The organism is Caballeronia sp. LjRoot31, assembly GCF_964253885.1.
In the GTDB taxonomy this organism is placed as follows: domain Bacteria; phylum Pseudomonadota; class Gammaproteobacteria; order Burkholderiales; family Burkholderiaceae; genus Caballeronia.
Genome location: NZ_CAXURX020000002.1, coordinates 1765563 through 1778596, shown reverse-complemented (window position 1 = coordinate 1778596; position 13034 = coordinate 1765563). Strand labels below are relative to the sequence as shown.

9 protein-coding genes are annotated in these 13034 nt (G+C 61.4%); 2 read left to right on the top strand and 7 right to left on the bottom strand.

The genetic code is table 11. The features are described from left to right. Positions 1-87 precede the first annotated feature (87 nt). The 7 genes from ACSQ8V_RS26345 to ACSQ8V_RS26315 all read right to left on the bottom strand — a co-directional run bounded on the left by ACSQ8V_RS26345 (position 88) and on the right by ACSQ8V_RS26315 (position 9771). Positions 88-1599 carry an efflux transporter outer membrane subunit gene (locus ACSQ8V_RS26345; RefSeq protein ID WP_436207648.1) on the bottom strand — a complete coding sequence of 504 codons (1512 nt, stop codon included), beginning with the start codon at positions 1597-1599 and terminating at the stop codon, positions 88-90. Between the two features lie 10 nt (positions 1600-1609). After that, positions 1610-4882 carry an efflux RND transporter permease subunit gene (locus ACSQ8V_RS26340; RefSeq protein ID WP_436207647.1) on the bottom strand — a complete coding sequence of 1091 codons (3273 nt, stop codon included), beginning with the start codon at positions 4880-4882 and terminating at the stop codon, positions 1610-1612. 21 nt (positions 4883-4903) lie between these two features. After that, entirely contained in the window at positions 4904-6091 is a 1188-nt protein-coding gene (locus ACSQ8V_RS26335) for an efflux RND transporter periplasmic adaptor subunit (RefSeq protein WP_436207646.1), read from the bottom strand. A 223-nt stretch (positions 6092-6314) separates the two neighbouring features. Continuing rightward, positions 6315-7103, bottom strand: coding sequence for an alpha/beta hydrolase (locus tag ACSQ8V_RS26330; protein WP_436207645.1), 789 nt, complete (start codon positions 7101-7103; stop codon positions 6315-6317). 268 nt (positions 7104-7371) lie between these two features. Further along, positions 7372-8370: a LysR family transcriptional regulator gene (locus tag ACSQ8V_RS26325; protein WP_436184561.1), complete on the bottom strand. Its 999-nt coding sequence runs from the start codon at positions 8368-8370 to the stop codon at positions 7372-7374. Between the two features lie 48 nt (positions 8371-8418). Next, entirely contained in the window at positions 8419-9105 is a 687-nt protein-coding gene (locus ACSQ8V_RS26320) for a gamma-glutamylcyclotransferase (RefSeq protein WP_213765645.1), read from the bottom strand. Between the two features lie 201 nt (positions 9106-9306). Further along, complete coding sequence (locus ACSQ8V_RS26315) at positions 9307-9771, bottom strand: DUF3331 domain-containing protein (RefSeq protein ID WP_436207644.1); 465 nt, start codon at positions 9769-9771, stop codon at positions 9307-9309. Between the two features lie 850 nt (positions 9772-10621). On the opposite strand from ACSQ8V_RS26315, the gene ACSQ8V_RS26310 reads away from it, so the two are divergent. Together ACSQ8V_RS26310 and ACSQ8V_RS26305 are read left to right on the top strand one after the other, a co-directional pair. Next, a complete protein-coding gene (locus ACSQ8V_RS26310) occupies positions 10622-12466 on the top strand; it encodes an ATP-binding protein (RefSeq protein ID WP_436207643.1) in 1845 nt (614 codons plus the stop codon). Between the two features lie 174 nt (positions 12467-12640). Next, entirely contained in the window at positions 12641-13003 is a 363-nt protein-coding gene (locus ACSQ8V_RS26305; protein WP_213765647.1) for a response regulator transcription factor, read from the top strand. The last annotated feature ends 31 nt before the right edge of the window (positions 13004-13034 follow it).

Below are 13034 nucleotides of genomic sequence, written 5' to 3'. Positions count from 1 at the left end.
TCTCTACTCCCGATACTTCAAGTGACCGAGCGCCCATCCGATACTCCGGATGGGCGCTCGGTTTGCTCAATGACATCACGTCCACTACTACTTCTGGGCGAGCGACGGAACATCGGTGGCGGCCATTGCATCGCCCCATCCGCCACCCAGCGCGCGGATAAGGTTGACCGTCGCCGCAGCCTGCACGCCCTGTAACTGCACCGCGGCGCGACGGGACTGCAGCACCGTACGCTCGGCGTCTATTACGTCGAGGTAGTTGACCGCACCTTCCGTGTACTGCGTCCGCGATAACTGCGCCGCGCGAGCCGAGGCATTGACGGCTTCTGCTTGCGTCTTTGTCTGGTCCTCGAGAATGCGCATATCGGACAGGTTGTCTTCCACTTCGCGGAACGCAGTCAGCACCTGCTGACGGTAGTTCGCCACGTCCTCGTCATAAACGGCGCGCGCGTTCGCGAGGTTGCCCTTGCGGCGGCCGCCATCGAAGATCGGGATGTTGAGCGACGTGCCCGCAAGCGGCCCAAGCAGGAACGCACGGCTGCTCCATTTGAACAGATCACCGATTGTCGCTGACTCGAAACCGCCCGCGCCCGTGAGCGTGAGGGACGGGAAGAACGCGGCCTTCGCCACACCAACCCTGGCATTCGCCGCGGCCATCGCACGCTCGGCGGCGGCGATATCCGGTCGACGCTCGAGCAGCGACGACGGCAAACCAGGCGGTATACGCAGGGTCACCGGCTTGAGTGGATCAGCGGCCATCGAGAACTCCGCAGGGGCCTTGCCAAGCAGCACGGCGAGGCTGTGTTCGGATGTCGCCCGCAAGCGCTGGACCGTCATCGCGTCCGAGCGGGCCGTTGCCAACTCGGACTGCGCACGTGACACATCGAGTTCGGTAATCTCCCCTTCGGTGTAGCGGCGCTGAACCAGCTTGAGTGCCTGCTCCCGCAAGTCGACCGCCGACGCAAACACCTGGCTCTCCGCGTCCAGTTCACGCAGCGCGAAGTAGTTCTGCGCGACGTCCGCCTGAAGCGCCAACTGCACCGAGCGGAAGAGGGCTTCGCTCTGCTGCATGTCGGCCTTCGACGCATCGACCGTCGACGTGACGCGACCGAACAGGTCCACCTCATACGACACGCTCGCCTGTGCGCGCCAGAGGGTCTGCTGCGGCACGTTGGTGCCGTCCGGCTCGAAGAGCGACGCAGCGGATACCTTCTGCCGCGTTGGACCGAAGCCGGCGTCCAGCGACGGGAAGAACCCCGCGCGTGCCGCCTGGTTCATCGCACGGGCCTCCTTCACGCGTGCGGCCGCCGCTGCGAGGTTCTGGTTTGCCGCCAGCGCCTGCTCTTCCAGATTGTTCAGCTTCGGGTCCTGGAAGACAGTCCACCATTGACCGCGCGCTACCTCTTCAGACGGCTGCGCGACCTTCCACGTACCGCGCTCATCCGGTTTCAATTCTGCTTGCGGCGCTTCCTTGAACGTCGCGATTGCAGGCGTCGACGGCACCTCGTACGTCGGAGCCAGCGAACAGCCGGCGAGGACCAGCAACGCGCCCAGCAGGACCGAGCCGGTGAAGGCTTTTTTCATCGAAAGAAATCTATGCATGATGGTCTCCTTAGTCCTGCAGTGCGGGTTCGGGAATCTCGGGCAGGGGCGTTGGCGTCACAGCCGTGCCATGCGAGCCGCCCGTGCCGCCGCCGTCAGGACCATGATCGTGGGGGCCATGGATATGCGGGCGCTTGCCATGCTTGTCCTTGAGTTGCTTGCCCCCGGCGAGCTTACGCAGAAGCACGTAGAAAACGGGAGTCAGCAGAAGACCGAACAGGGTGACGCCCAGCATGCCGAAGAACACGGCAATGCCCATGGCGCGACGCATTTCCGAACCCGCGCCCGTCGACACCACGAGAGGAATCACGCCCATGATGAAAGCGATCGACGTCATGAGAATCGGGCGCAACCTCAAGCGGCATGCTTCTATGGCAGCCTGGACAATCGTGCGGCCTTGTATTTCCAGCTCGCGCGCGAACTCGACAATCAGGATCGCGTTCTTCGCCGATAACCCCACGAGTACCATCAGGCCGATCTGCGTGAAGATGTTGTTATCGCCTTGTGTTAGCCACACGCCGAACAGCGCCGACAGAATACTCATTGGCACGATCAGCAGGATTGCGAGTGGCAACGTCAGGCTCTCGTACATTGCAGCGAGCACCAGGAACACGAGCAGCACGCTGATCGGGAACACCCACAGCGCTGCATTGCCGGCGAGGATCTGCTGATAGGTGAGGTCGGTCCACTCGAACTTGATGCCGCGCGGCAGCGTCTGTGCGGCAATGCGCTCGACTGCGGCCATGGCCTGCCCGGAGGAATAGCCGGGTGCCGGACCACCGTTGATGTCGGCTGCAAGGAAACCGTTGTAGCGAATCACGGTTTCCGGGCCGAAGGTCGGCGTGACCTTCACGAGAGACGACAACGGCACCATGTCGCCGGCGGCATTGCGCGTCTTCAACTCGAGGATGCTGTCGGCCGTTGCGCGGAACGGCGCATCGGCTTGAGCGCGCACCTGATAGACCCGGCCGAACTTGTTGAAGTCGTTCACGTACAGCGAGCCGAGGTAGATCTGCATGGTGTCGAACACGTCGGTCACGCTGACGCCGAGTTGCTTGGCCTTCTCACGATCCAGTTCCACATTCAGTTGCGGCACGTTGATCTGATAGCTTGAAAACGACGGTCCAAGTTCCGGCGCTTTCGCAGCGGCCGCGAGGAATGCTTGCGTAGCCTTGTTCAGCGCTTCGTAACCCAACGCGCCGCGGTCCTCGATCTGCAGCTTGAAGCCGCCGATCGTGCCCAGGCCGGAAACCGGCGGAGGCGGGAACGTCGCAATCATGGCGTCCTTGATGCCGCCGTATTCCTTGTTCAGGTTGCCGACAATGGCATTCGCCGATTCGTCCTTGCCGCGATGCTTGGATGGACTCATCACCGGAAACACGAGACCGCTGCTCGATGAGTTCATCAGGCCGGTCACGTTGAGGCCTGGAAATTCCGGCGTATGCTCGACACCCGGTTGCTTGCGGGCAATCTCGCCCATCTGATGAACGACCTTCGCCGTGCGGTCGAGTGATGCGCCGCTCGGCAACTGCAGGATACTCACGAGGTAATCCTTGTCCTGTGCGGGAACGAAACCACCGGGCACGATCTTGCCGAGAAGGACCGTGCCACCGAGCAGTACGCCATACACCACCATCATTGCAAACTTGCGGTTGATGACGCCACCCACGCCACGCCCGTAGGCTTCCGAGCCGCGATTGAAGACCTTGTTGAACACGTTGAAGAACGGTCCGAGGATGCGGTCCATGAACCGCGTGAGCCAGTCCTTCGGCGCGTGGTGGCTTTTCAGCAGCAGCGCGGACAGCGCGGGCGACAACGTGAGCGAATTGAACGCGGAGATGACCGTTGAAATCGCGATGGTCATCGCGAACTGCTTATAGAACTGACCGGTCAGGCCTGACATGAAGGCGAGCGGCACGAAGACGGCAATCAGCGTGAGCGCGATAGCGACAATCGGTCCGCTGACTTCACGCATTGCTTCATACGATGCCTCCAGAGGCGTGAGCCCGGCAGCAATGTTCCGCTCCACGTTCTCGACCACCACAATGGCGTCGTCGACCACGATCCCGATAGCAAGCACCATCCCGAAGAGCGATAGTGCGTTGATCGAGAAGCCGAACGCGAGCATCAGCGAGAACGTGCCGACAATCGACACCGGCACTGCGAGCAGCGGAATCAGCGACGCGCGCCACGTCTGCAAGAACACGATCACCACGATCACCACGAGGACGATCGCCTCGAAGAGCGTGTGGATCACCGCGTCGATACTTTCGCGCACGAACTGCGTCGGGTCGTAGACAATCTCGGCCTTGACGTCGTCCGGCATATCCTTTTGCAGTTCCGCCGTGATCCGTCTCACGTCGGTCGAGATCTGCAGAGAGTTCGCGTTCGGCTGCTGGAAGATAATGATCTGCACGGCGGGCTTGCCGTCGAGGCTCGCACGCAGCGCATAGTCCGCCGCGCCCATTTCCACGCGGGCAACATCGCTCAGATGCGTCACCGCACCATCGGGCGATGTCTTCAGGATAATCTTGCGGAACTCGTCTTCGGTCTTCAGGCGGCCTTGCGCGTTCACGCTGAGCTGCAGCGGCACGTTCGTGGTCATCGGCGCGCCGCCGACAATACCGGCCGCAACCTGGACGTTCTGCTCGCGGATCGCCTTGACTATGTCCGTAGCGGTCATGTTCTGGCTGGCCACCTTGGTCGGGTCGAGCCAGACACGCATCGAATAATCGCCACCACCCCACATCACGACCTCACCCACACCGGGAACCTGTGCAAGGCGGTCCTTGATGTTGATGAGCGCGTAGTTGCGCAGGTAGTTCAGATCGTAGCGGCCGTTCGGCGAGCCGACGTTCACACCCATGGTCAGCGTCGGTGACGACTTGACGGTAGTCACCCCGAGTCGCTGAACGTCCTCCGGCAAACGCGGCATGGCCTGCGAGACGCGGTTCTGAACGAGCTGCTGCGCCTTGTCCGGATCCGTGCCGAGCTTGAACGTAACGGTCGTGGTCATGTTGCCGTCGCTGTTCGCCTGCGACTGCATGTACAGCATGTTTTCGACGCCGTTGATCTGTTCTTCAATCGGCGAAGCAACCGTTTCCGCGATGACCTTCGGGTTGGCTCCCGGATACTGCGCACGGACGACCACTGAAGGCGGCACGACTTCCGGGTACTCCGCCGTTGGCAATTTCGTCAGCGCGATAATGCCGGCCAGCAAGATCACCACCGACAGCACGCCCGCAAAGATGGGCCGGTCGATGAAATACTTTGAGATGTTCATGATGAGCTTCTCCGTAGCCTGTTATGTCGCTGACGCGGCTGACTTCGCGGCGTCGGCCATGTTGACCAGGTTGGCCCGCACGGTGTCGTTCGGCCGGGCGCGCTGAAGACCGTTCACGACAATGCGCTCACCCGGTTTCAAGCCCGAGATGACCACGCGAAGGTTGTCGTGCAGGCCGCCCAGGCGGACTTCACGGTATTGCACCTTGCCCGCGCCATCGACCACCAGCACGTATTTCTTCGCCTGGTCCGTGCCGACCGCCGCGTCGTCGATCAGGATGGCGGGGTGCGCTTCACCGCCGCCAACCTTCACGCGTGCATAGAGGCCGGGAACGAGCGAACCGTCGGCGTTGTCGATGCTGGCGCGCACGCGGATGGTGCCTGACGAGGTATCCAGCCGGTTGTCGACTGATGTGACCGTGCCCTGGCGCGAATAGCCGTCTTCGTTCGCAAGACCCAGGGAGACCGGCACTTTGGCATTGCGGTCACGGCCGAGATATTGCAAGTATGTTTGTTCATCGACATCGAACGATGCGTAGATCGGCGACACGGAGACGAGCGTGGTCAGCAGCGGGGCGTTGGCGCCTGCCGACACCACGTTACCCACCGTCAGTTCGGCACGCGAAACGCGCCCGGATACGGGCGCGTTCACCGTGGTGTAGCTGAGATTGACTTGCGCGGCTTCGAGTGCCGCCTTCGCTGCTTTCACACCGGCCGCGGCTTCGCGCGAGGCGTTTTGTTTCTCGTCGTAGTCGCGCTTGGCGATTGCGTTATCCGCCAGCAGCCGGTCAGCGCGCGCCGCGTCAGTCGAGGTATAGGTGGCCCGCGCCTGAGCAGCGGCTAGCTGCGCGGCTGTGCGGTCGACTTCCGCAACGTAGGGGCGCGGATCGATCGTAAAGAGCGGGTCGCCCTTCTTCACAAGTGCGCCGTCTTTGAAATGCACGGCGACGATAGTGCCGGGCACGAGCGGGCGCACATCGACATGGTCGATCGCTTCCAGGCGGCCGGAATAGCTTTGCCAGTCGGTAATCGTCTCGGAGAGAACCGCGGCGACATCGACTTCGGCCGCCGGCGCCGGGGTGTCAGCCGCTTGAGCTGCAGCGACCGGCCCTGAATTGATTCCGTGGGTGAAGCCAACGCCCGCTATTGCGCCAACTAAAGCAATGGCACCGAGCGCGGCAGTAAGCTGTTTTTTGCGATGGGTTAGCATAAGTAGTATTCCTTATAGATACAAAGTGATCCGGGAAAACGCATCGGGATTCAGCTCGGCTCATAGCCGTCACAACACTGCGACTCGGATGCGTGTGTAGCGTTGACGGAAGTATGGCTTCCGGGCTTGAGGTTATAAAGTAGGCTTCAGTGGTTTCTTTGTATCCACCAGGGCGACAATTTCGCTCATGTCCGCTTGCGTCCGCTCATGTCCGCGCATGTCGCTACGGGGTGAGGCGCTTGCGCAAGAACTCCGCAACATCGGCCAGTGCCGGTGCGTGCGAGACGAGTTCGCCATGGGTGGTGCCGCCATGCCGTGTCATCTCTACCGGCACGCCCGCCGCAATCAGCTCTCTTGCGTAGGTCTCGCCGTCTGCACGAACCAGGGATGCTTCCGCGCTGGCGATCAACGTGGGCGGCAATGTGCCGAGGCGTCGTGATTCGAGTGGCGCTGCATAAGGATGGATACGCTGCGAAGCGGTGGGAAGATAGGCGCGATAAAAGCGCGCGCATGCCTCGGCATCGAAATCATCGTTCGAGGAGGCGGCCTTGCTATCGATCAGCCGGGTCATGCTCGGGTCGAGCAGCGGCGCCAGAAGCGCTTGCGCCGCCAGCCTGTGGACACCGCGGTCGCGTGCGATGGCGGCGAGGCCGGCCGCAATGTTTCCTCCCGCGTCATAGCCGACCGCAGCAAGACGCGTGGCGTCTGCGCCGTACGAACGTGCGTTGGATGCGGCCCACGCCAGTGCGAGATACGCATCCTCGGTTGCGGCCGGAAACGGGAAGGCGGGTGCGAGCGAATACCCCACGGCAATAACCCATGCCGGCGTGCTGGTCGCGAGAAACGAAGCGGGTTCGTTCGCGTCGTCGAGGCTTCCCTTGACGAAGCACCCTCCGTGGAAATACAACACGATGGGAAGCGCGCCGGATGTTATCGGCCGGTAGCTGCGCAATGTAATGTGCTGCGCGTGACCCGCGATTCCGATGTCGGATAATTCCAGCTTCGCTTTCATGTGAGGTGAGTGGACATTCTCAATTAGAGGGGGATGTGAGCGTTATTCGCAGACCGGATTGTCCACATAACCCTCGTTGAGATAAACGTCTCACTTTCGACAAGACAATTCGGTCGTAGCGAATTCTGTTATCAAAAGGGGAGCTAAAGGTTCGGGCGTGACAGGTCCGTCGGGCATCGCGCACGCAGTCGCTGAACCGTGCTTACCTTGCCTTGCGAAGAATCGACTCGCGCTCTGGTGTCAGCGGCGCGGACCTGCCGGACGCCGGTCACACTGCCGTTGCATCCTCACTGCGTGGCGTGGCGACTCGCGCAGGGTGACGCGGCTTCAGGTACTGTGCGAGGCCCGGGGGCAGGGGGTTGTCGGCTCGCAGGATCTTGCACTGCTCGAAGAGCTCCGCGATCCACTCTACAAAGACCCGCACTTGCGGCGAGAGATGGCGGTTCTGCGGATACACCGCAGAAATAGGAAAGGGCATGGGCCGCCATTTCTCCAGCACCTCGATCAGCGTGCCGGACTGGAGATGGGGAAGCGCCAGGAAGTGCGGCACCTGGATAATGCCGAGTCCTTTCAAGCCGCATTGCAGATACGCGTCGCCGTCGTTGGCCGCGAGCCTTGAGCGAATCTGGATTTCGACCGGCTTGCCGTCGACCACAAAATCCATCTCTACAATGCGGCCGTTGCGGCTGGAGAAGTAGTTCACCGCAATATGACGATCAAGGTCGGCGAGTGTCTTGGGTTCGCCGTTGCGCGCAAGATAGTCGGGGCTTGCGACGGTCACGAATTCCGAGACCCCTACCCGCCGTGCAACGAGCGTGGAGTCCTGCATCGGACCCATGCGAATCGCGCAGTCCACACTGTCCTGCACGAGGTCCACGGCCTTGTCGCCCACGCCGAGCATCAGGTCGATGTCAGGGTACCGGGCGTGGAAGTCATCCAGCGCGGGTACGACGATAAGCCGGCCGATCGAGCCTGGCATATCCACCTTGAGTTTGCCCCTGGGGCTGGCCGTTGTGGAGAACGAGCTCTCCGAGTCTTCGACCTCCGCGAGAATCCGCGAGCAGCGTTCGTAATACGCGGCGCCATCCGGCGTCACGCTGATGCGGCGGGTGGTCCGGTTCAGAAGCCGTACCTTGAGGTAGGCCTCGAGGTTCTGGATGATGGTGGTGACTGACGAGCGCGTCATGTGCAGGGAGTCAGCGGCACCAGAGAAGCTGTTGGTGTCGACCACGCGGGTGAAGACCTGCATCGCCTGAAGTTTGTCCATTGTGTTTGAGTCTCTGCAAGGGGCACCGGCCTGGGCGCCCGCGACGCGTCATTCAGGGGCGCCTGACAGTTCACCTGGCGCCCGGCGGGAGAGGCGCTGAATCTCACCGGCGAGCGCTTCTATGTACGGGTCGTGGAGGCTGCACTGCTTAAGCGCGGCATGTAGCTTGAACACATACTCGGCGTTGCTGCCAAACTTGCCCGCGGTAGTTGCCACGAGCGGCGCCACCGTCGACACACGCGAATCAGCTTCGTATTGCTCGCGATGTGTGTCAGCCACAAACGCAATTGCGTGGGTCTCGGTGCCGTCGTCAAGCGTGACGGGTGCCCACGTTGGCGCGTAGGAACCCAATACCATCTCGCGAATCCACACGACTCGCAGCTCTTCATCGGTCGTCGCCCGGGGCAGCCTCAAAGCCACGCCGTGGGCATGCCCTCCGGCCTCGAGCGCGAGCATCCGCCCGGGCATCTCGGGGCTGGCGCGACCAGCGACCATCCGAAGGCAGAAACTGCGATGCCAGTCGTGCAGCGTCGCGACCTGGCGCTTATCGAAGTCCACCAACGGGTTCCACATGAGCGAGCCGTACGCGAAAATCCACACGTCCTCCGCGTCCTTGGGGCGCAGCTTCATGGTGTCGGTGAGAGAGCGCTCGATTCGCTCCTGCGTCCAAAGATTCGGCAGGGACTCGAAGTTCTCGAGATAAGCACCTGAGTGAATCGCCTGTCGTGTCAGCATCGCCATTGCCCGGTCAAGGTTGGAAATGCCCGGGTGTCATACGGCGGCATCAGGAAAGTACGATCAGCCATTCACCCAAGCTTGACCCGAGTATGACCGCGGTCCCTTGCCGAATAAATACTGATGCGGGAGACGCTTTGGCGATTCTGGAGCGACAATCCAACTGCGCCTCTGCCTCTGCCTTTGCTTCTACCTCTGCTTCTACCTCTTTATGACCCGGGGCCTGACCGCAGCTGCTGGCAGCCCCGGTTGCGGATCCGGTAAGCCGTCGCGAATCTTGCGCAGCGCCGACGCGAGAATCATTGCGTCGCCGTTCAGGGGTGCCACGCCGCCTCGCGTTTTGGGCCTGTACACCGAGTCGCCCTTGCTGATGTGCATGCCGGAGAGCGCGCACCGTCCGGACCGGCGCGAGAGAGTCTGCGACCAGATTTGTTCTTCATAGTTACAGAGCGTAGGGTCGTGCCACGACAACGCCACGAGCGAGTTCGCCAGTTGTTCGAGGACTGTCACGGTGAAGGTACGAAGCTCGCGACGGCCCGCCCGTGAGCTCACTGCCGGCCGCGGGAACCGAGGACGTACGAGCTCCTCGGGGAACTCGTCGGGCGGGTCGGAAAATTGCAGCAACGCGAGCAGCATCCGGGACCACGGGTCTGAATCCGTCGGCACGATGCTGTCACTCTCCCGCCGCGGCTGCGCGGATCTGCCCGGACCGGCTGGGGATGGGGCGGTGGATGCCAGTGTTTGCAGGGCGGGGGAAGGGTAGGTCGTGCCGGTCTCGGACAGGAGCTCGGCAGGCACACGATAGCGTTCAGCGTTCAACATCATCTTCCTCTCATCGGGTAAGAGTCGGAGCGGTTATCGAACAACGGGGCGTGACGCGAAACGCCTATTGGATGCAGATGGCCGACAGGTCTACGGTGCGCCGGTAGACACTTCTGTTGAGCCACGAAACGAAGGTGTATTCGACGTAGGCGTTAGCGCCAATGAAGAGCCAGGTATGCAGAACATGCGGCACGGTGAATTCCTTTGAGGCAGAAGATGCGGTTAAAGGGAAAACGGTCGGGCGCGGCAACGCGCGGGCAAAAGTGCCGGCATGCCGAATCGCTGTTCTGCACGGTCAATGAGGTTGCTTGTGCGCGGGGAGGGTGCTTCGCTGTCATCCGGCGAGCGCAAGAACGCGATGACTTAAGCGTAGTGAGCGCGGGTGGGGGAAGCTATTCTACGGTCGGGTAGGACGATGCCTCGAAAAGCGTAATCGCGATATACGGCGGTATAGCTCACAATCTGGGTACGCTTCGCAAAAGATCGAGCGCTTTGAGGGGAACCGCTTAGTCGGATCTTCACCGCCCTTATACGGACGTATATGATGACAAGGAAAACGGAAGCATCGAAAAGTGGCTGTCAGCTTTCGCTCACGTAAAGAATCGGCAGCACGCACAACCTTCAAGGCATGGTTCCAGCATGCCGATGCTACGCGCTGCCATGGCGCAGCGGTCTCGCCGTAGGGAGGGACGTAGTGGGAACAATCGGTTCGTCATACAAGAGCAGCGCGCCCGGTTATCTGGTGCGGCTGTGGATTGGCGGCTGTGTAGCGCTAGGTATCATTGCTGCCGTCTGTTTCTACTTCCAGCTGAATCTGGCCACTACGGGCTTCAGCCTGTTGATCGCCATTGTGCTGTTGTCGCTTCTGGACAGCTTCGTTTCTTCAGCTATCTTTTCCATTGTGGGCGCGTCGTTGCTGAACGTGCTCTTTACTCCGCCCATTTTCAGTTTCCGGATCCAGAAGCTTCAGGACTATTTTCCCCTGATGGCTTTCTTCGTCACGTCGCTTGCCATTACCTCGCTTGTGCGGCGCTCGCGGCGCATGGAGCAGACCCAGCGTGCTCAGGCACGCCTGCTTGACCTGACCCATGACACGGTATTCGTGCGTGACAAGGACGAGGTCATCGCCTACTGGAACCACGCCGCGGAGGTGCTGTATGGCTGGAGCAAGGCTGAAGCGACCGGCAAGCTCGCCCACGAATTGCTCAAGACTGTATTCCCCGCACCGCGTGAAGAGATTGGTCAGATGCTCCTGCAAGAGGGGCATTGGGAGGGTGAACTGGTCCACACCAAACGCGACGGCACCCAGGTCACCGTGGCTAGCCGGTGGACCTTGCAGCACGATGAAAATGGCGCGCCGCTCGCAACGCTCGAAACGAACAATGACATCACGCAGCGCAAGCGCGCCGAGGAGTTGCTGCGTAAAAGCCAGGCGCAATATCTTGCTGAAGCGCAAAAGCTGAGCCGTACCGGGAGCTTTGGGTGGAACGTGGCGACCGGGGAAATATTCTGGTCGGAGCAGGCATTCGAGATTTTCGAGCATGACCCGGCGAGTGCGCCGACCCTCGAGACGGTGCGGCGTCGCGTACATCCCGAAGACCTGCCTATCTTCGAACAGATGCTCAGCCAGCTCAGCAATGCGGCAGACGATTTCGATATCCAGCTGCGGCTGCTTTTCCCCGATGGCCATATCAAGTATCTGCATGTCGTCGCTCATGGTGCGCAAGGCGAGGCGGACAAACGCCAGTTCATCGGTGCCGTCATGGACATAACCGCCATGAGGCAAACCGAAGCGCAACTGCAGCAGGCCCAGAATGATCTCGCGCGCGCGAGCCGCATCTCGGCGCTCGGCGAGCTGAGCGCGTCTATTGCTCATGAGGTTGGTCAGCCGCTGGCGGCCATTGTCACGAATGGAGAAGCGTGCCTGCGCTGGTTGCGGCGGCAACCGCCCAATATGGAAGAGATCGAGGGTTGTGTCACGCAGATGACCGATGAGGGCAATCGTGCCGCCGACATCGTTCATCGCGTGAGGATGCTCATGAAGGGTTCGCCACCCGCGCGCGCCGCGGTCGAGATGAACGAACTCGTCCGGGAATCCACTGCGCTGATCCGGGCGGAAGTGGAGCGCCACGAGGGCTCGCTCGTGCTGCTGCCCGCGCCCGTGCTGCCCCCGGTGCTGGCCGACCGCGTGCAGCTCCAGCAGGTGCTCATCAATATCATCATCAACGGCATGCAGTCGATGTCAGCGGTCCCGGGCAAGCGCGAAATGGTCATCGCCACGACAACCGATCCCGAAGGCAATGTGGTGGTCTCCGTTCGCGACAGCGGTCCCGGTATCTCCGAGCAGAACCTGCCGCGCCTCTTCGATGCCTTCTTCACAACCCGAAGCACGGGCATGGGGATGGGGCTGGCCATCTGCAGTTCGATCATCGAATCACATGGGGGCCAAATCTGGGCGGCCAACAATCCGGACGGTGGGGCGACCTTCAGCTTTTCCCTTCCCGCAGCCATGCTTCCGGCCTCCGTCACGGTCGGCTAGAGAAGAAGAGCGGAGGTCCACTGGGAGAGCGTTGCACGGCTAAACCCGGTTATACATTCGTATCATCGCGAAGGCCGGGTTTGTAATGTAGGCTTTAGACCACAAGAAGGACGAGCGCAATTTCACCGCCCGTTATCCCTTGAGAGAGAGGTCGAGGGCCGCGTCTTGCAGAAAATGCCTGTCATATCAATTGTCGACGACGACCAGGCTGTTCGCCGCGCACTAGGGAGCCTGGTGCGTTCGATGGGTTGGGAAGCCCGCATGTTCGAGTCGGCAGAGGAGTTTCTCGCATCGGGAGAGGCGGTGGACACGTCATGCCTGATTTCCGATATCCGCATGACAGGCATGTCAGGGGTTGAAATGCACGAGCGTCTCGTGGCGCAGGGCCAGGCGCCCGTGACCATCTTTATCAGCGCGTATCCAACGCCTTCCTTGCAGGCTAGGGCCGTTGGAAACGGCGCCCTGGTGCTCCTGCAGAAGCCCTACCAGCCGTCGGTGATGACGCACTGGCTCTCGGTCGCGGTCGGCGTGCCGTAGGCCGGCTGTGGACCGACTGTGGACCGCTAAC

Coding starts and splice junctions, on each gene's coding strand:
- ACSQ8V_RS26345 (WP_436207648.1), bottom strand. CDS start 1,599: ATGCATAGATTTCTTTCGATGAAAAAAGCCTTCACCGGCTCGGTCCTG.
- ACSQ8V_RS26340 (WP_436207647.1), bottom strand. CDS start 4,882: ATGAACATCTCAAAGTATTTCATCGACCGGCCCATCTTTGCGGGCGTG.
- ACSQ8V_RS26335 (WP_436207646.1), bottom strand. CDS start 6,091: ATGCTAACCCATCGCAAAAAACAGCTTACTGCCGCGCTCGGTGCCATT.
- ACSQ8V_RS26330 (WP_436207645.1), bottom strand. CDS start 7,103: ATGAAAGCGAAGCTGGAATTATCCGACATCGGAATCGCGGGTCACGCG.
- ACSQ8V_RS26325 (WP_436184561.1), bottom strand. CDS start 8,370: ATGGACAAACTTCAGGCGATGCAGGTCTTCACCCGCGTGGTCGACACC.
- ACSQ8V_RS26320 (WP_213765645.1), bottom strand. CDS start 9,105: ATGCTGACACGACAGGCGATTCACTCAGGTGCTTATCTCGAGAACTTC.
- ACSQ8V_RS26305 (WP_213765647.1), top strand. CDS start 12,641: ATGCCTGTCATATCAATTGTCGACGACGACCAGGCTGTTCGCCGCGCA.